Genomic DNA, 16,947 nt, shown 5'->3' on the forward strand with positions numbered 1-16,947 from the left:
GATGAGCAGGGGATTCACGGCCGACGATGTGTCGGCCCAGACCGGCCGCACCGTCCTTGTCACCGGTGCCAATGCCGGGATCGGCTTCGAAGCCACCAAAATCCTGGCAGCGCGCGGCGCGCATGTCATCCTCGCGTGCCGCGATTCCGACCGGGCCGAGGCGGCGATGAACCGCATCCGCGTGGATGTGGCCAATGCCGAATTGTCGTTCCAGCCGCTCGATCTTGCCGATCTCGATCAGGTCCGCGATGCGGCGAAAGTGGTGCTCGCGGGGCCACGGATCGACGTGCTCATCAACAATGCCGGGGTGATGATTCCGCCCAAAACGCTTACCAAACAGGGCTTCGAACTGCAATTCGGGGTCAATCATCTCGGCACCTTTGCCTTGACCGGGCTGCTTCATCCACATGTGGACGACCGCATCGTCATCACCGGCAGCATCGCGCACAAAAATGGGGCGATAGATTACAGCGACCTTGGCGCGCGGCGCAGTTATCATAATTGGACGCGCTACCAGATGAGCAAGCTCGCGAACCTGCTCCATATGTTCGAACTCGACCGGCGGCTGAGCGCCGCGGGGCGCGCGACGCAGGCGATCGGATGCCATCCGGGGGTCGCGCTGACCGAACTCACGCGGCATTTGCCCATGCCGCTCCGCGCGATGACGCCGCTCGCCGGGCCTTTCTTCAACAGCGCGGCGCAGGGAGCGTGGCCGACGCTGCAGGCGGCGACGGGCGCGCATGTGCAGGGCGGCGATTATCTGGGGCCGCAGGGGCTCGGCGAAGTGTCGGGGCGTTCGGGCCCGGCGCGCGCGACGCGCACCGCGCGCGATCCGAAGCTGGCGCGCGAGCTGTGGATGCGTTCGATTGAGCTGACGGGCGTTGATCCGGGGATTTAGTCCTCCCTGTCGCGAAGCGATTGGGAGGGGGACCATCCGCAGGACCAAATTGAATTATTTTTCGCGAGTGAGTCCTCATCGCCACACCACCAGTGGTTGAGTCCGCGAGTCGCGCGCGACTCCATATGGTGTGTCAGACTCGTTTCGTTCTCATCGCGTTAACCAGTTAGAGAGGCGGAATCCCTAGACTCCTGAGCTTGACGGCGGACTCCGCTGGACTCATCAGGGCCTTCTTTCGAGCAAGAATGGGGTGAAGCATGGGTGTGATGGAACGGGTGAAGACCCCGGTTGCGAAGCAGCGCGCAGCGAAAGCGGCGCCCGTTGACCTGCCGCTCGACAGCATCCTGCAGGGCGATTGCATCGAGATGATGCGGTCGCTGCCCGCCGCGAGCATCGACATGATCTTCGCCGATCCGCCCTATAATCTTCAGCTTGGCGGCGACCTCCATCGCCCCGACGGCAGCCAGGTCGATGCGGTCGATGACGAATGGGACAAGTTCGACAGCCTCGCGACCTATGATCGCTTCACCCATGCGTGGCTGAAGGAAGCGAAGCGCATCCTGAAACCCGGCGGCAATATCTGGGTGATCGGCAGCTATCACAATATCTTCCGCGTCGGCACCGCGCTTCAGGACCAGGGCTATTGGATCCTCAACGATATCGTGTGGCGCAAGGCGAACCCGATGCCCAATTTCAAGGGCACACGCTTCACCAATGCCCATGAGACGTTGATCTGGGCGTCGATGGGCGAAAAGGCGCGCTACACCTTTAATTACCGCGCAATGAAGACGTTGAACGACGAACTTCAGATGCGGTCTGACTGGCTGATCCCGATTTGCGGCGGTCAGGAGCGGCTCAAGAAGGGCGGCAGCAAGGTTCATCCGACGCAGAAGCCCGAGGCGCTGCTCTATCGCATCCTGCTCGCCTGTTCGAACCCCGGCGACGTGATCCTCGATCCCTTCTTCGGCACCGGCACCACCGGCGCGGTCGCGAAGCGGCTTGGCCGACACTATATCGGCATCGAGCGCGAGGATGATTATATCGCCGCGGCGAAGGAGCGCATCGAAATGGCGCTGCCGCTCGACGAAAGCGCTGTGAAGACAATGATGGCGCCGAAGGCCGCGACGCGCGTTGCATTCGGCACGCTGGTCGAGGGCGGGCTGATCGCGCCGGGAACGGTGCTCACCGACACGAAGCGTCGCTGGAAAGCAAAAGTCCGCGTCGACGGCTCGCTCGATTGTGAAGGGCAGGCCGCGGGGTCGATCCACAAGATGGGTGCGGCGGTACAGGGCGCGCCGAGTTGCAACGGCTGGACCTTCTGGCATGTCGAGACGAAGGACGGGCTGCGCGAAATCGACGCGGTCCGGCAGGATTGGTTGCTGGCGAACGAGGCGTAATGTTCCAGCCGCTGACCAAGCCCGATCTCGGCACCGCGTCGGCGGGTGCGCAAATCTATTGCCGCCCGACCTGCTTCGTCGATCGGCCGCACGAGCTCGACGACGATTGTTTGCGGGTCGCCGACTCTATGGTGTGGTTCGCGGCGTGGCACATCAGCCTGCGCGATGGCTTGACGGTCAAATCGGCAATCGTTCCGGTTCCCGAATGGGACGGCTGGATCGCCGCGATGACCGACCGGATGGCACAGGCCGCGGTGGCGCAACGCGCCGGCGTCGCTCGCCCGCGCGGCAATCTTCAGCTCGGCGAGCGGACGATCCGGCTGAACGAGCCGCAACTGATGGGCATATTGAACGTAACCCCCGATAGTTTTTCGGACGGCGGCAAAAATGTCGACAGCGAAGCGGCGGCCGAAGCAGGCTTCGCGATGGGATCGGCGGGCGCGGCAATCATCGACGTCGGCGGCGAATCGACGCGCCCCGGCGCACCGCTCGTCTGGGAAGGCGATGAGATCAAGCGCATCGAGGGCGTGGTGTCGGCGCTTGCGCGCGGCGGCGTCGCGGTGTCGATCGACACGCGCAAGGCCGCGGTGATGGAGGCGGCGCTGGCCGCCGGCGCGCGGATCGTCAACGATATCTCCGCGCTGCGTTACGACGACCGCGCGATGGAGGTGGTCGTGCACGCGGGCTGCCCGGTCGTGCTGATGCACGCGCCGTCGGCCAGGAGCGACCCGCACGAGGGCGGGACGTACGCGCATGTGCTGTTCGACGTGTACGACATGCTCGCGGAGCGGGTTGCGGCGTGCATTGCCGCCGGGATCGACCGCACGAAGATCATCGTCGATCCGGGTCTCGGTTTCGGCAAGGGGGTTGGCGACAATCTGACGCTGGTGGGCGGGCTTGCGCTGTTTCAAACATTGGGCTGTCCGGTCCTGTTCGGTGCGAGCCGCAAGCGGATGATCGGCGCGCTCGACAATGAGGCGGCGGCCGACCAGCGGCTCGGCGGGACGATCGCGCTGCATTATCAGGCGGCGACGCAGGGTGCACAGCTGCTGCGCGTCCACGACATTGCCGAGAACCGGCAGGCGCTGCGCGTCTGGCGTGGGCTGCGCGATGCGGCGCTGACCGTCTGAAGCAACCCTCACCCACCTCCCGCGTATCTTCCCGGACCGATGGCGCCGCAACGGCGCCAATCCCAGGAGATATTCATGCAACTTCCCACCGGCTCATATGTCGTCGTCGCCGACGGCACCCAGTTTCAGCTGTTTCACAACAGCGGCACCGAACAGGACCCGAGTTTGAAAGCCGTCGACCTGTCGACGAGCGATGAATCGGCGCATAATGCCGGGCAGGGCGACACCCCGCGCCAGAATGAGGAAGCGGGCCATGCCGCATCGGTCGCAGAGGCGCTCAACGCGGCGGTGTTATCGAACAAGATCAAGCAATTGGTGGTCGTCGCTGATCCGAGCACGCTTGGCGAAATGCGCAAACTCTATCACAAGGCGCTCGAAGCCGCGCTGGTGGGCGAGATTGCCAAGACGCTGACCGGTCAGTCGACCGACGATATTCTGAAGTCGATTGCCAACGCCTGACCGATAACGCCTGACCGATCTTGGTCGGTCAGGCGGCCGTATCGATCCCCAGATCACTCAATTTACGATACAGCGTCGAGCGCCCGATGCCGAGGCGGCGGGCGACTTCGCTCATCCGGCCCCGATAATGGCCGATCGCGAGGCGGATGACGTCGGCTTCGATTTCCTCGAGCGGGCGAAGGTTGCCGTCGGGCAGGTAGAGCGTGACGCCGATCGCTTCACCGTTGATCGCAATCTCGCCTTCGCCGTTCGGGCTGCCGCCGCCGAGCGTCGCCTCGATCGCGCGGAAATCGGCGCTGGTGAGCACGTCGGTGGTGCTGTTTACCGCGGCGCGGAACAAAACGTCCTGCAACTGGCGGACATTGCCCGGCCAGGCATAGGCAGCAAGCAGCCGCAGCGCGTCGTCGGTGACGCCGATCGGGCCCATCCCCGGCAGGCCGCCGATGCGTGCGAGCAGGTGGCGCGCGAGCGGGCCGACGTCGCCGCGGCGCTCCGAAAGCGAGGGCAGGGTGAATTGCGCGCTCGACAGCGCGTAGAACAGGTCTTCGCGGAAGTGACCGGCCTCGATCAGCTTGTCGAGCGGGCTCGTGCTCGTCGCGATGATGCGCACGTCGACGCTCTGGCGGATCGATCCGCCGATCATCTGCACTTCGCCGCTGTTCAGGAATTCGACGAGCTTCGCCTGCGTTTCGAGCGGGATGCATTCGACATGGTCGATGATGATGCTGCCGCCGTCGGCCTGGACGAGGCGGCCGACCTGGCGGTCGAAGGCGCCCGCAAAGGCGCCGCGTTCGTGGCCGAACAGGCCCGAGCCGATGAGGCCCGGCGACACCGCCGAACAATCGACCATGACGAGTTGGCCGCGCGCGCGGGGCGATGCGCTGTGGATCGCGCGGGCAAAGACTTCCTTGCCCGTTCCCGGCTTGCCGTTGATCATCACCGGCACGCGCGCGCGCGCCGCCTTGGCGGCGATCGCGAGCGCGCTGCGGAAGTTGGGGCTCGACCCGATGATTTCCTCGAACGCGAGCGGTGCGCGCAGCTTTTCGGTCAGCGGGCGAAGCTCGCCCTGCGGGCCGCTGGTCGACACGACGCGGTCGAGCGCTTCGAGCAGGCGGTCTGGGGCAATGGGTTTCTGGACGAAGTCGCTCGCGCCGGCGCGCATCGCGCCGACCGCGACCTCGACCCCGTTGCGCATCGTGATGACGACGAGCGGCAGCGCGGGGCGCCATCGGCGCAGTTCGCCGACGAATTCGGAGATATCCATGCCCGGTGCGCCCTGGTCCACGAGCACGGCGTCGAGCGCCATGCCTTCCTGGGTGCCGAGCTTGGCGAGTGCGGTATCGGTGTCGGCCGCAATCACGCTGCGCCAGCCGCCACGCGACACCAGCGCCGCCAGAAAGCGCTGCTGGGCAGGCTCGCTGTCGACAATCATCACCATTCGCGTGTCGCGCGTGTTCGTCATCGTTTCGAATCTGCCCCCTGAACCGACATTATTTTGGGTTTGTTCTGCTGAGGGCTGCATATCTATCCGATAGGGGTAAAAGGGCGATTAAGGGCATTCGTCTTTTCCCGCAGCGAAGTCTAGGGTCCCTGTCCACAAACCCGCACTTGAGCATCGCGGGGCGCGTGGCTAAGACCGGCGCGATAACCGATTCTAGGCGCCGCGCTGTGCGTTCGCGCACAGATATGGCCGTTCAAGGGGAAAAACGATGGCACAGCAGGAAATGAAGGCAGCCGAAGAAACCTACGCGGGTTTCATCAGCCTGTTCAAGATCGGCTCGATCATCACCGCGGTCGTCACCATCGGTGTCGTCCTGCTCATCGCGTCCTGACCGGACCGGCATGCGCATCGCCGTCCTGAAGGAGCTCGCCGAAGGCGAGACCCGCGTAGCCGCCACACCCGAAACCGTGAAGAAATTCATTGGTTTGGGCGCTGATGTTGCCGTCGAATCGGGGGCGGGCGAGCAGGCTTCGATCGCCGACGCAGACTATAGCGCCGCAGGCGCCAGCGTTGGCAGCCGCGCCGACGCGCTGCAGGGCGCGAACATCATCCTCGCGATTCAGGGCCCCGATCCCAAGGGGCTTTCGGGCTTTGCGGACGGCGCCTGGCTCGCCGCCGGGCTCAACCCGTTCGGCGAACGCGCGCGCGTCGACGAATATGCGAAGTTGGGGCTCGAAGCGCTGGCGATGGAATTCATGCCGCGCATCACGCGCGCGCAGTCGATGGATATCCTGTCGAGCCAGGCGAATCTCGCGGGCTATAAAGCGGTGCTGATCGCGGCGAACGCCTATGGCCGCGCCTTTCCGATGATGATGACCGCCGCGGGCACCGTCAGCGCCGCGAAGGCGTTCGTGATGGGCGTCGGCGTCGCCGGGCTTCAGGCGATCGCGACCGCACGCCGCCTCGGCGCACAGGTCAGCGCGACCGACGTGCGTGCTGCGACCAAGGAACAGATCATGTCGCTCGGCGCCAAGCCGATCTTCGTCGAAACCGTTGCGGGGATCGAGGGCGAGGGCGCGGGCGGCTATGCGACCGAAATGTCCGACGAATATAAAGCGGCGCAGGCCGAACTCGTGTCGTCGCACATCGCCAAGCAGGACATCGTCATCACCACCGCGCTGATTCCGGGGCGCCCCGCGCCGCGGCTGATCTCGGACGCGCAGCTTGCGACAATGCGCAGCGGCAGCGTGATCGTCGACATGGCGGCCGAAAGCGGCGGCAATGTCGAAGGGTCGGTATCAGGCGAGGCGAAGCGCATCCACGGCGTCACCGTGATCGGCGCGAAGAATATCGCCGCGCTGATGCCCGCCGACACCAGCGCGCTGTTCAGCCGCAACCTGTTCAACTTCCTCTCCGCCTTCTGGGATAAGGACGCCGGCAAACCCGTGCTCGACGAGGAAATCGGCAATGCGGTGCGCCTGACGCAGGGCGGCAAGGTCGTCAACGAGCGGTTGCTGGGCTAAATCATGGGCCTGTTCAGCGCCGGGGATATCGACATTGCCGGCGCACAGGCCGAATTCCAGGCGTGGTTGATCGAGGGTGAGCAGGTACTCGCGGCGTTCCGGACGATCCGCGACACGGTGCTGCTGACGAACCTTCGTTTCATCTTTGTCGATGTTCAGGGGCTGACGGGATCGAAGAAGGATTTCCAGAGCATCCCTTGGCGTTCGGTCACGCGTTTCTCATTTGAAACGGCGGGCACCTTCGACCTCGATGCCGATATGAAAGTTTGGGTGTCGGGCGCCGCGACGCCGCTCGAGGTCAAGATTTCGCGCAAGAGCGATCCGCAGAAAATCCAGCAACTTATGGCGCAACTGATCGTCGTCCGCTGACACAATCGTTGAAAATGGCCGTTTTCGGCCTTTTCATGAAACTTCCCTTGGTTACTATGCGTTCAGGGTCTTCCAACCCTGACTCTCAACCAATTGGAGAATGATTGATGTCGTCTGCGAAGCTTTTCGCCACTCCCCTCCTTGTGCTTGCCACCCTGTCGCCCGTTTACGCGCAGGAAACCGCTGCCCCGGCCGAAGCGACCGAAGTCGCCGCCGATGCGGCTGCTCCGGCTGAAGCCGCGGCACCGGCCGCCCCCGCGCAGCCGACCGGCATCGCGCTCGAAATCGCCGCCAAGCCCGACCACAAGACGCTGGCCAATGCGCTGACCGCTGCGGGCGTTTCGGACAAGCTGGCCGGCCAGCCCTTTACCCTTTTCGCGCCGACCGACCAGGCCTTTGCCGCGGTTCCGCAGCAGATGACCGACTGGCTGATGAACCCCGGCAACACCGAATCGCTCGCGAAAGTGCTGACCTATCACGTCGTCCCCGGCCGCGTGACGTCCGAGGATCTGTTCGCGAAGATCAAGGCTGGCGGCGGCAAGGCGACGCTCGCCACCGTCGAGGGCGAAACGCTGACCTTCACCGAGGTGCAGGGCAACATCAAGGTCGACGGCACGCAGGGCAGCAGCGGTTTCATTACCCAGCCCGACGTCGAACAGTCGAACGGTAACATTCACGTCATCAACGGCGTGTTGATGCCGACCCTCGGCTGATACGAGGCCGCTGCGTCCGTTTTTGAAGGATATAGATATGAGAACACATCTGATTTTGACGGCTGCAGCGGCCGCGCTCGCGCTGTCGGGTTGTGGCAGCAAGACCGACACGCCGGCCGAGACAACGACTGTCGCCGGTAGCGATACGGCGCCCGCGCCCGCTGCCGCTCCGTCGCAGATGCTGGCGAGCAGCACCATCGCCGCAAACCTGTCGGCCGCGCCCGACCATAAGTCGCTGGCCGCCGCTGTGACGCAGGCGGGCCTGTCCGAAACGCTGTCGGGCGTCGGACCCTTCACCGTCTTCGCGCCGACCGATGCAGCCTTTGCGCAGGTGCCGCCGGTGACGCGCGACGGCTGGATGCGCCCCGCACAGAAGGAAGTGCTCGCGAGCGTGCTCAAATATCATGTCGTGCCTGGCAAGCTGACCGCGGCCGATCTCGCCGCGAAGATCACCGAAGGCGGCGGCACGGCACTTCTTAAGACCGTCGACGGACGGGAGCTGACCGCGACAAAGAATGGCGATACGATCCTGCTGACCAGCGGCAGCGGCAACAAGGCGGCGGTGACCGCGGCCGACCTCGGCCAGTCGAACGGCGTCGTCCATGTGGTCGACGCGGTACTTCTGCCCCAAATGTAATGTCCCGGCGCTCTGGCGCAGCGATATTTTGTGTCACAAAGGGCTCGCATTTCTCGCCTGAGGGAATGCGGGCCCTTCTTTTTGGCCGCTTTGGAGTCGACACGCCAGCATCGCCACGGCAAGAGGTGCGCGAAACGGAATCAGCAGGGGAGCGAGCCCGTGGATTTTATCGCGATTTTTTCGATTTTCGTCCTGGCGTGCTTCGTCGGCTATTTCGTCGTCTGGTCGGTGACCCCGGCGCTGCACACACCGCTGATGAGCGTCACCAACGCCATTTCGTCGGTGATCATCGTCGGTGCGCTGATCGCCAGCGCCGCCGCGGGATCTGCCTCGTCGAAATGGCTCGGGCTTGCCGCGGTCGTGATGGCGAGCATTAACATCTTCGGCGGCTTTGCCGTCACCGCGCGTATGCTCGCGATGTATAAGAAGAAGGAGCGCTGAGATGGAATTTCAGTCGATCCTTTCCGCCGCGACCGGCGGGCACGGCGCCGTAAATCCCTGGGCCGCCGTCGCCTATCTGGTGGCGGGCGTCCTGTTCATCCTTGCCCTGCGCGGACTGTCGAGCCCGGCGACGGCGCAAAGCGGGAATCGTTTCGGCATGGCGGGCATGACGATAGCGGTCGTCACCACGCTGCTCACCCATGCCCCGGCCACCGCCGGCGGCCTTCTCGATACGATCGGCTTGGTCGAAATCCTCGTCGCGATCGGGATCGGCGCCGTCATCGGCATCGTGATGGCGCGACGGATCGCGATGACGGCGATGCCGCAGCTTGTCGCGGCTTTCCACAGCCTTGTCGGTCTCGCCGCTGTCGCGGTTGCGGCCGCTGCCTATCTCAACCCCGTCGCGTTCGGCATCGCCGATGCTGCGGGTCAGATTCACGTCGTCAGCCGCGTCGAAATGGGGCTTGGCATCGCGATCGGCGCGATCACCTTCTCGGGGTCGGTCATCGCCTTCCTAAAGCTCAACGGCAATATGTCGGGTTCGCCGATCATGCTGCCGGGGCGGCATGTCATCAATCTCGGCACGCTCGCCGCGATCGTCGCGCTGACGGCTTATTTCACGCAGGACCAGTCGCCGTGGGTGTTCTGGACGATCACGGGGCTCAGCTTCGCGATCGGTTTCCTGCTGATCATCCCGATCGGCGGCGCCGACATGCCGGTCGTGGTGTCGATGCTCAACAGCTATTCGGGATGGGCCGCGGCGGCGATGGGTTTCACGCTCGGCAACACCGCGATGATCATCACCGGCGCGCTCGTCGGCTCGTCGGGTGCGATCCTGTCGTACATCATGTGCCGCGCGATGAACCGCAGCTTCATCAGCGTCATCGCGGGGGGCTTTGGCGCCGATGCGGGGCCGAGCGATGGCGGGTCGAAGGAACAGCGCCCGTGGAAGCCGGGCAGCGCCGAGGACGCGGCCTTCCTGATGAGCCAGGCCGACACGGTGATCATCGTTCCCGGCTATGGCATGGCGGTTGCGCAGGCGCAGCATGCGCTGCGTGAAATGGCCGACCAACTGAAGAAGGAAGGCGTGACGGTCAAATATGCGATCCATCCGGTCGCGGGCCGCATGCCCGGTCACATGAACGTGCTGCTCGCCGAAGCGAACGTACCCTATGACGAGGTGTTCGAGCTGGAGGACATCAACGGCGAATTCGCGCAGGCCGACGTCGCCTTCGTCATCGGCGCGAACGACGTGACCAACCCCGCGGCGAAGACGGACAAGAGTTCGCCAATTTACGGCATGCCGATCCTCGACGTCGCCAATGCCAAGACCGTGCTGTTCGTGAAGCGCTCGATGGGCGGGGTCGGCTATGCCGGCGTCGACAACGACGTCTTCTATATGGACCAGACGATGATGCTGCTCGGCGACGCCAAGAAGATGGCCGACGACATCGTCAAAGCGCTCAGCGGCAGCGGGCATTAAATCCGACGGTCCGATCAAAACTCCGTTCGTGCTGAGCTTGTCGAAGCACCGTTTTTTCCTCTACCGGGTAGAAGAACGGCCCTTCGACAAGCTCAGGGCGAACGGATTATTGTTATTCTGGAGATGAAATGCGCAAAATCGGCCTGATCGGGGGAATGAGCTGGGCATCGACCGAGCTTTATTACCGGCATCTCAACAAGGGCGTGCAGAAGCGCCTTGGCACCGCCTGTTCGGCGCCGATCGTGATGGAGAGCCTCAACTATTGCGATCTGTCGCGCATCACGACGCCCGAAGGCTGGGCGCACGCGAAAGAGGTGCTGATCGCCTCGGCGCAGCGGCTAGAGGCGGCCGGCGCGACCGCGCTGATGATCGCCGCCAATTCGATGCACAAGGTTGCCGAGGATGTTGCCGCGGCGATCTCGATCCCGATCCTGCATATCGTCGACGAAACCGGCGAGAAGATGAAGGCCGACGGGATCAAGGCGGCCGCGGTGATCGGCACGCGCAACGTGACGACCGAGGCATGGTTCCGCCAGCGGCTGGTGCGTCATGGGCTGACGCTCGCGCCCTATGACACCACGCGGACCGACGAGATCGACCGGATCATTTATGAGGAGCTGATGCTGGGCAAGGTGAACGAAAGTTCGCGCCGTACGATGAAGACCTTCATCACCGACATCGCAAAGCAGGATATCCAGGCCATCGTCCTCGCGTGCACTGAACTGGTGATGCTCGTCGACACCGACGCCAATGTCTTGCCGATCTACGACACGACGCGCATCCATGTTGCGGCGGGGGTCGACTGGATTTTGGGCGAGGGGTGAAAAAAATCCTCCCTGTCGCGAAGCGATGGCGAGGGGACCGCCCGAAGGGCGTGGTGGAGGGGCGGCAACGTCACGCTGTAGCCCCTCCGTCAGCGCTACGCGCTGCCACCTCCCCATGCCTGCGGCAGAGGGAGGATCAGGTTTATGACATCTTCGTCCAGGTTACCGTACGGCAAAATACCGAGACGCAGCCTTTCATCGTCATCTTGCCGCCGTTCACGCGCAGATGGGCCTTGTAATAGCGGCCGTCCTCGGGGCTATAGCCTTCGCCTTTCCAGCCGTCGCCGTGCGGGACGAGATCCCAATAGATCTGCAGCCCGGTGACCTTGCGGCCGCGCTTTCCCTTGTCGGGGTTGCGCTCGTCGAGCTGGCCGCCGACGGGCTGCTTGATCAGCAGGCGCTCGACGCGCCCGCACATCTTGTTGCCGCATGCGGCCATCACGACGATACCTTTGCCATCGTCGGTTTTCCAGCGTCCGGCAATCGGCGCGGGCGCCGCCGCCATCGACGGCACGGCTATCAAGGCGACAAGCGCCAAAGCAAATCTGTGAATCAAAGCGACCTCTCCCCGGTTAGCTACACATATGTCAGCAACACGCTTGGCATCCGTCAAGTCTTGCACCATGCTCCCCGAAAATAAGGGGAGAGACATATGCGATTCCATGCCCTGCGCCACGCGGCGACGCTCTGCATCGTGGCGGGATTTGCCGCCAGTCCGGCGGCGGCGAAAGTGATCAGCGTCGGTGCAACAACGTCCGACGCCAATGAAAAGCTGCAAGAGGCGCTGATTCTCGCCGAGCCCGGCGACACGGTTCAACTGGGCGCGGGCGTGTGGAAGCTGACCGATGGGCTTTCGCTCGACGTTGCCAATGTCACCGTGCGCGGAGCCGGGGCGGGCGAGGGCGGCTCGATCCTCGACTTTGCTGGCCAGCAGGGCGCGGGCGAAGGGCTGCTCGTCACCTCGGACGACGTATTCCTGACGGGGTTCGCGGTACTCAACACCAAAGGCGACGGCATCAAGTCGAAGGGCGCCGACCGCATCGTCTATCACAAGCTGCGCGTCGAATGGACCGCGGGGCCAAAGGAAACCAACGGCGCGTACGGCATCTATCCGGTCGAGAGCAGCGATGTGCTGATCGACAGCGTTTTCGTCCGCGGCGCGTCGGATGCGGGCATTTACGTGGGCCAGTCGAAGAATATCGTCGTCCGCGATTCGATCGCGACCGAAAATGTCGCGGGGATCGAGATCGAGAACAGCTATGACGCCGACGTCCACGACAATATCGCGACGAAGAACACCGGCGGCATATTGGTGTTCGACCTGCCGAGCCTGCCGATGCAGGGCGGGCACAATGTCCGCGTCTTCGAAAATATCGTGAACGACAACAGCACGCCGAATTTCGCGCCCAAGGGCAATATCGTCGCGAGCGTGCCGACGGGCACCGGCGTGCTGGTGATGGCGAACCGCAATGTCGAGATTTTCGACAATGTGTTCGACAACAACGGCACAGCTAACGTGATGATCGTCGGCTACCGCTATGAGCATAAGGACCCGAAATATCAGCCGCTGCCGAGGCAAATCGTCGTGCGCGGCAACCAGCATGGCAAGGCGGGCTATGCGCCCAAATTCGCGGGCGGCGACATGATCGCGGCGGCGATGGGCGGCAGCATCCCCCCGGTGCTGTGGGACGGCGCGGGCGATGCCGTCGTGCTCGATCCGGTCGGTGTCCTGTCGCTGAACCTGCCCGATGTGAAAACGCCGCAGAGCGAGGCCAAGCCGGCACCCGCCGACCTGTCGAAGGGCGCGCTGCCCGCGGCGCTGCCGACGATCAAGCTGCCCGAAAGCATGGAGGCAAAGGTCCGGTGAAACGCGTCTTTGCTGCGGTCGCCGCGGCGCTGCTTAGTGCCAGCGGTGGAGCGGCGCTTCCGTCGCAAACCGTCGATCAGGCGTTGATCGATGGTGACAGCATGCCGCCGAAGCTGTCGGCGTTCGGCTTGTTTCGCGGCAACGATCCGAAAACGCCCGCGGCGGGCATCGGCTATACGCTGCGCGCGCCTTTGTTCAGCGATTATACCGACAAGCATCGCTTCATCTCGATCCCGGCGGGCCAGAAGGCGTTGGTCGCGGCCGACGGAACAATTGCGTTTCCGGTCGGCACGGTGCTCGTCAAAAGCTTCGGGTGGAACGACGTCAATGGCGGCCGCCCGGTCGAGACGCGCCTGCTGATCCGCCGCGCGTCGGGCTGGACCGCGCTGCCCTATATCTGGGACGCCGATGGCAAGGATGCGACGCTCTCGCTCGGCGGACGCCGCGTGCCGGTGAGTTTCAAGAGCCCCGATGGCGAGGCGCACAGCATTCGCTATGCGGTGCCGAACAAGAATCAGTGCAAGGAATGTCATAGCCTCGGCGGCGAGATCGTCCCGATCGGTCCGAAGGCGCGGAACTTCATTCTCGATCCGGCAGCGTCCGACAAGTTGCGCAGCCTCTATTTCGAAAACCCCGCTATGCTCAAACCGACGATGCCGCAGTGGGACGATCCGAAGGCGGGCAGCGTCGCGACCCGCGCGCGCGCCTATCTCGACGTCAATTGCGCGCATTGCCACAATCCGGCGGGCAGCGCGTCGAACAGCGGGCTTTTCCTGCGCTGGACGGACGATCCAACGGGTGTGAACTATGGCATCGGCAAGCGCCCGACCGCGGCGGGACGCGGCAGCGGGGGCATGGATTTCGCGATCGCGCCGGGTGATCCCGACCATAGTTTCCTGATCTATCGGCTCGAAAGCACCGATCCCGGAATCGCGATGCCCGAGGTCGGGCGATCGACGGTGCACCGGGAAGGCGCCGCGCTGCTGCGGCAATGGATTGCGGAGATGCCGAAAGCATCGCATTAGACGGCGCCATGACACATCCGACGCCCCAGCTTGTCCTCCATGACTATTTCCGCTCCTCGGCCAGCTTTCGCGTCCGCATCGCGCTCAACCTCAAAGGGCTCGATTATGAGCGCGTCGAGGTGAGCCTGATCGCGGGCGAGCAGCGCAGCGACGCCTATCTGGAACAGAATGCGCAGGGTTTCGTCCCGATGCTCGTTGTCGACGGCGAGCCGATCATCCAGAGCATGGCGATCATCGACTGGCTCGACCGCGCCTTTCCCGAGCCGCGGCTGATACCCGAAGAGGCGATGCCGCGCGCGGTCGCGCTCGCGCAGGCGCAGGTGATCGCGAGCGACATCCACCCGCTCAACAATCTGCGCGTGCTCAAATATCTGAAACGCGACCTCGGGCTCAACGAGCAGACCAAGGAGCGCTGGATTGCGACATGGATCGCGCAAGGGTTCGAGGCGCTCGAAGCGATGGCGGGTGACGGGCGTTATCTGGGCGGCGAGACGCCGGGGATCGCCGATTGCTGCCTTGTCCCGCAAATCTATAATGCGCGGCGTTTCGAGGTGCCGCTGGCCGATTATCCCCGGCTGGTCGCGATCGATGCGGCGTGCATGGAGCATGAGGCTTTCCAACGGGCGCAGCCCGACGCGGTCAAGCCAGCGTGATCCGGCTTCTGGCGGGGGTTGCCGCGCTGGCGTTGCCGGCGGCGGCAATGGCGCAGGGCGGCGCCGTCGACGAAGCGACTGCAGTTGCCATCGACCAGGCGGCCGCCGAAGAAGCGGGCGGCTGCTGCAGCTTCTGGGTTCCGCGCATTCCGACCGAAATCATCGTCGTGAGGGCGAGCGGTGCGCTCCAACCGGCCGACAGCGATACGGTCCAGGCCTCCAGCCTGATCGCCTATCCCGAACAGGGTCTGGGAGCGCGCATCGAGAACCGTCTGCGCGACGAGGCGGGCCTCGTTCAATTCCGCCGTTCCGACGGGCGTTCGGCGCATCCGACCAGCCAGGGCGTCACGCTGCGCGGGCTCGGCGGCAATGCGTCGGCGCGCGCGCTGGTGACGCTCGACGGTGTACCGCAGGCTGATCCATTCGGGGGTTGGGTCGCGTGGAGCGCCTATGATGCGATCAACCTCGGCGGCGTCATCGTTACGCGCGGCGGCGGCAGCGGGGTCGATGGCCCAGGCGCGCTCGCGGGTACGGTCGGCCTCTATTCGGAAATGACCGACGGCGCCGAGGCAAGCCTCGCTTATGGCAGCCGCGACAGCTGGGATGCCTCGGCGTCGATGGGCGGCGAAATCGGTAACGGGCAGATCGCGCTCGACGGGCGCTACAGCCGCGGCGACGGCTTCGTGCCGGTCGCGAAGGGACAGCGTGGTTCGGTCGACCGCGCGGCGCCTTACGAGCAGGGCGGGCTTGGCCTGCGTCTTCGTTTCGACGCGGGCGACGACAGCCGGATCGAGGCCGCGCTGCGCGGCTTTTCGGACCGGCGCGACCGCGGGACCGATTTTACCTCAAGTCAGTTCGACGGGATCGACGCCAGCCTGCGCTTCGTCCACGATCCCGCCGGTGAGACGCAATGGCTCGCGCTCGGCTACGTCCAGCTTCGCGATTTCGAAAGCGGTTTCGCGAGTGTCGCGGCCGGCCGGAACAGCGTGGCGCCGGCGCTCTTCCAACGCGTTCCCGCCACCGGTCTCGGCGCGCGCTTCGAGTTGCGTCCGGCGATCGGCGGGGCCAATCCGCTGCGGGTCGGCGCCGACTGGCGCCGCACAACCGGGCGGACCGAGGAAGATTTCTTCTTTACCGCCGGCGTGCCGGGCCGCCACCGTATCGCGGGGGGAAGCAGCGATACGCTCGGCGCTTTCGCCGAATGGACCTCCGGCGACGCCGATGACGGCTTCCTCTGGACGCTGAGCGGCCGCGTCGATCGCTGGTGGTTGGGCCAGGGCTATCGGCTCGAACGCAATATCGCCGGCCCCGTCATCACCGACTTGCGCTTCGCGGCGCGGCAGGGGTGGGAAGGAAGCGGCCGGGCGGGCGTGCGCTGGACGTCCGATGCGCTGTCGCTCCGCGCGGCCGGCTATCGCGGCTGGCGCCTGCCGACGCTCAACGAACTCTACCGCCCGTTCCGCGTCGGGGCCGAGGTGACGACCGCGAACGAAATGCTGAAACCCGAACGATTGTGGGGCGGCGAGGTTGGGGTCGATTGGGACAATGGTGACACGAAGCTGTCGGCTACGCTCTTCGCCAATCATCTGACGAACGCGATCGCCAACGTCACACTCGCGCCGAACCTCAACCAGCGGCAGAATCTCGACGCGATCGACAGCAAAGGTGTCGAGGTGAGTGCCGAGCAGCGGATCGGCCCCGCGACGCTACGCGCGACCTATGCCTTCACCGACGCGAAGGTCGATGCTTCGGGCGGCGCAGCGACGCTTGACGGTCGCCGTCCGGCGCAGATTGCCAAGCATGGCGGCAGCGTGTCGCTGCGCAGCAACGCGCGGGGCCCGTTCGGCGGCTTTGCGACGCTGCGCTATGTCGGCAGTCAGAATGAGGACGACCTCGGCCTGCTCGAACTGGGCGATGCGCTCACGCTCGACGCAGGGTTGTCGTGGAAACTGGCCAAGGCGATCAGTATCGAGGCGCGGGGTGAGAATCTGTTCGACGAACTCGTGCCCGCCGCGATCTCGTCGACGGGGATCGTCGAGCGCGCGACCCCGCGGACCTTGTGGGTCGGCGCGCGCGTTTCTTTCTGA

Annotated in this window: 18 protein-coding genes; 16 read left to right on the plus strand and 2 right to left on the minus strand. The window is 64.7% G+C overall.

The genetic code is table 11. From position 1 onward, the window contains the following. Position 1 precedes the first annotated feature (1 nt). The 4 genes from SKP52_RS07365 to SKP52_RS07380 all read left to right on the plus strand — a co-directional run bounded on the left by SKP52_RS07365 (position 2) and on the right by SKP52_RS07380 (position 3,884). Positions 2 to 898 (plus strand): oxidoreductase, encoded by an 897-nt coding sequence (locus tag SKP52_RS07365; protein WP_039573431.1) that lies wholly within the window; start codon positions 2 to 4, stop codon positions 896 to 898. Between the two features lie 257 nt (positions 899 to 1,155). Further along, on the plus strand, positions 1,156 to 2,295 hold the full coding sequence (locus SKP52_RS07370; protein WP_039573434.1) for a site-specific DNA-methyltransferase: 1,140 nt from the start codon (positions 1,156 to 1,158) through the stop codon (positions 2,293 to 2,295). Continuing rightward, entirely contained in the window at positions 2,295 to 3,425 is a 1,131-nt protein-coding gene (gene folP, locus SKP52_RS07375; protein ID WP_039573436.1) for a dihydropteroate synthase, read from the plus strand. Before SKP52_RS07370 ends, folP begins: the two co-directional genes overlap by 1 nt. Positions 3,426 to 3,500: 75 nt before the next feature. Further along, on the plus strand, positions 3,501 to 3,884 hold the full coding sequence (locus SKP52_RS07380; protein WP_039573438.1) for a host attachment family protein: 384 nt from the start codon (positions 3,501 to 3,503) through the stop codon (positions 3,882 to 3,884). Between the two features lie 28 nt (positions 3,885 to 3,912). On the opposite strand, the gene SKP52_RS07385 is transcribed toward SKP52_RS07380, so the two are convergent. Continuing rightward, positions 3,913 to 5,346 (minus strand): sigma-54-dependent transcriptional regulator, encoded by a 1,434-nt coding sequence (locus SKP52_RS07385; protein ID WP_039573440.1) that lies wholly within the window; start codon positions 5,344 to 5,346, stop codon positions 3,913 to 3,915. A 247-nt stretch (positions 5,347 to 5,593) separates the two neighbouring features. Here SKP52_RS07385 and SKP52_RS07390 point away from each other — a divergent pair, with 247 nt between their 5' ends. The 8 genes from SKP52_RS07390 (at position 5,594) to SKP52_RS07425 (ending at position 11,315) form a co-directional block, all read left to right on the plus strand. Continuing rightward, positions 5,594 to 5,716, plus strand: coding sequence for an aa3-type cytochrome c oxidase subunit IV (locus SKP52_RS07390; protein ID WP_039573443.1), 123 nt, complete (start codon positions 5,594 to 5,596; stop codon positions 5,714 to 5,716). 10 nt (positions 5,717 to 5,726) lie between these two features. Then, positions 5,727 to 6,848, plus strand: coding sequence for an NAD(P) transhydrogenase subunit alpha (locus tag SKP52_RS07395; RefSeq protein WP_039573446.1), 1,122 nt, complete (start codon positions 5,727 to 5,729; stop codon positions 6,846 to 6,848). 3 nt (positions 6,849 to 6,851) lie between these two features. After that, complete coding sequence (locus tag SKP52_RS07400; protein WP_039573449.1) at positions 6,852 to 7,217, plus strand: PH domain-containing protein; 366 nt, start codon at positions 6,852 to 6,854, stop codon at positions 7,215 to 7,217. Positions 7,218 to 7,324: 107 nt separating this feature from the next. After that, positions 7,325 to 7,930: a fasciclin domain-containing protein gene (locus SKP52_RS07405; protein WP_039573451.1), complete on the plus strand. Its 606-nt coding sequence runs from the start codon at positions 7,325 to 7,327 to the stop codon at positions 7,928 to 7,930. Between the two features lie 37 nt (positions 7,931 to 7,967). Next, positions 7,968 to 8,567 carry a fasciclin domain-containing protein gene (locus tag SKP52_RS07410; protein ID WP_039573453.1) on the plus strand — a complete coding sequence of 200 codons (600 nt, stop codon included), beginning with the start codon at positions 7,968 to 7,970 and terminating at the stop codon, positions 8,565 to 8,567. Positions 8,568 to 8,726: 159 nt separating this feature from the next. Further along, positions 8,727 to 9,008, plus strand: a complete 282-nt coding sequence (locus tag SKP52_RS07415; RefSeq protein WP_039573456.1) for a proton-translocating transhydrogenase family protein — start codon at positions 8,727 to 8,729, stop codon at positions 9,006 to 9,008. A gap of 1 nt (position 9,009) precedes the next feature. Further along, a complete protein-coding gene (locus SKP52_RS07420) occupies positions 9,010 to 10,491 on the plus strand; it encodes an NAD(P)(+) transhydrogenase (Re/Si-specific) subunit beta (protein WP_052207943.1) in 1,482 nt (493 codons plus the stop codon). A gap of 128 nt (positions 10,492 to 10,619) precedes the next feature. Further along, entirely contained in the window at positions 10,620 to 11,315 is a 696-nt protein-coding gene (locus tag SKP52_RS07425) for an aspartate/glutamate racemase family protein (protein ID WP_039573459.1), read from the plus strand. 142 nt (positions 11,316 to 11,457) lie between these two features. Here SKP52_RS07425 and SKP52_RS07430 read toward each other — a convergent pair whose 3' ends face one another. Then, on the minus strand, positions 11,458 to 11,871 hold the full coding sequence (locus SKP52_RS07430) for a DUF2147 domain-containing protein (RefSeq protein WP_039573462.1): 414 nt from the start codon (positions 11,869 to 11,871) through the stop codon (positions 11,458 to 11,460). Between the two features lie 96 nt (positions 11,872 to 11,967). Between SKP52_RS07430 and SKP52_RS07435 the strand changes: the two genes are divergently transcribed. From SKP52_RS07435 to SKP52_RS07450, 4 genes are read left to right on the plus strand one after another with little or no spacing between them, the layout of a single operon-like run. Next, positions 11,968 to 13,182, plus strand: coding sequence for a parallel beta-helix domain-containing protein (locus SKP52_RS07435; RefSeq protein ID WP_039573464.1), 1,215 nt, complete (start codon positions 11,968 to 11,970; stop codon positions 13,180 to 13,182). Beyond that, positions 13,179 to 14,207 carry an SO2930 family diheme c-type cytochrome gene (locus SKP52_RS07440; RefSeq protein ID WP_039573467.1) on the plus strand — a complete coding sequence of 343 codons (1,029 nt, stop codon included), beginning with the start codon at positions 13,179 to 13,181 and terminating at the stop codon, positions 14,205 to 14,207. The genes SKP52_RS07435 and SKP52_RS07440 overlap by 4 nt, the downstream gene beginning before the upstream one ends. Positions 14,208 to 14,215: 8 nt before the next feature. After that, a complete protein-coding gene (gene maiA, locus SKP52_RS07445) occupies positions 14,216 to 14,860 on the plus strand; it encodes a maleylacetoacetate isomerase (protein WP_039573470.1) in 645 nt (214 codons plus the stop codon). Beyond that, a complete protein-coding gene (locus tag SKP52_RS07450; protein WP_039573472.1) occupies positions 14,857 to 16,947 on the plus strand; it encodes a TonB-dependent receptor in 2,091 nt (696 codons plus the stop codon). The genes maiA and SKP52_RS07450 overlap by 4 nt, the downstream gene beginning before the upstream one ends.

Source organism: Sphingopyxis fribergensis (genome assembly GCF_000803645.1).
In the GTDB taxonomy this organism is placed as follows: Bacteria; Pseudomonadota; Alphaproteobacteria; order Sphingomonadales; family Sphingomonadaceae; genus Sphingopyxis; species Sphingopyxis fribergensis.

Excerpts from the sequence above, each read along its gene's own strand:
- SKP52_RS07425 (WP_039573459.1), top strand. The coding sequence starts at position 10,620 with ATGCGCAAAATCGGCCTGATCGGGGGAATGAGCTGGGCATCGACCGAG.
- folP (WP_039573436.1), top strand. The coding sequence starts at position 2,295 with ATGTTCCAGCCGCTGACCAAGCCCGATCTCGGCACCGCGTCGGCGGGT.
- SKP52_RS07370 (WP_039573434.1), top strand. The coding sequence starts at position 1,156 with ATGGGTGTGATGGAACGGGTGAAGACCCCGGTTGCGAAGCAGCGCGCA.
- SKP52_RS07410 (WP_039573453.1), top strand. The coding sequence starts at position 7,968 with ATGAGAACACATCTGATTTTGACGGCTGCAGCGGCCGCGCTCGCGCTG.
- SKP52_RS07395 (WP_039573446.1), top strand. The coding sequence starts at position 5,727 with ATGCGCATCGCCGTCCTGAAGGAGCTCGCCGAAGGCGAGACCCGCGTA.
- SKP52_RS07435 (WP_039573464.1), top strand. The coding sequence starts at position 11,968 with ATGCGATTCCATGCCCTGCGCCACGCGGCGACGCTCTGCATCGTGGCG.
- SKP52_RS07365 (WP_039573431.1), top strand. The coding sequence starts at position 2 with ATGAGCAGGGGATTCACGGCCGACGATGTGTCGGCCCAGACCGGCCGC.
- maiA (WP_039573470.1), top strand. The coding sequence starts at position 14,216 with ATGACACATCCGACGCCCCAGCTTGTCCTCCATGACTATTTCCGCTCC.
- SKP52_RS07390 (WP_039573443.1), top strand. The coding sequence starts at position 5,594 with ATGGCACAGCAGGAAATGAAGGCAGCCGAAGAAACCTACGCGGGTTTC.
- SKP52_RS07405 (WP_039573451.1), top strand. The coding sequence starts at position 7,325 with ATGTCGTCTGCGAAGCTTTTCGCCACTCCCCTCCTTGTGCTTGCCACC.
- SKP52_RS07380 (WP_039573438.1), top strand. The coding sequence starts at position 3,501 with ATGCAACTTCCCACCGGCTCATATGTCGTCGTCGCCGACGGCACCCAG.
- SKP52_RS07400 (WP_039573449.1), top strand. The coding sequence starts at position 6,852 with ATGGGCCTGTTCAGCGCCGGGGATATCGACATTGCCGGCGCACAGGCC.
- SKP52_RS07420 (WP_052207943.1), top strand. The coding sequence starts at position 9,010 with ATGGAATTTCAGTCGATCCTTTCCGCCGCGACCGGCGGGCACGGCGCC.
- SKP52_RS07385 (WP_039573440.1), bottom strand. The coding sequence starts at position 5,346 with ATGACGAACACGCGCGACACGCGAATGGTGATGATTGTCGACAGCGAG.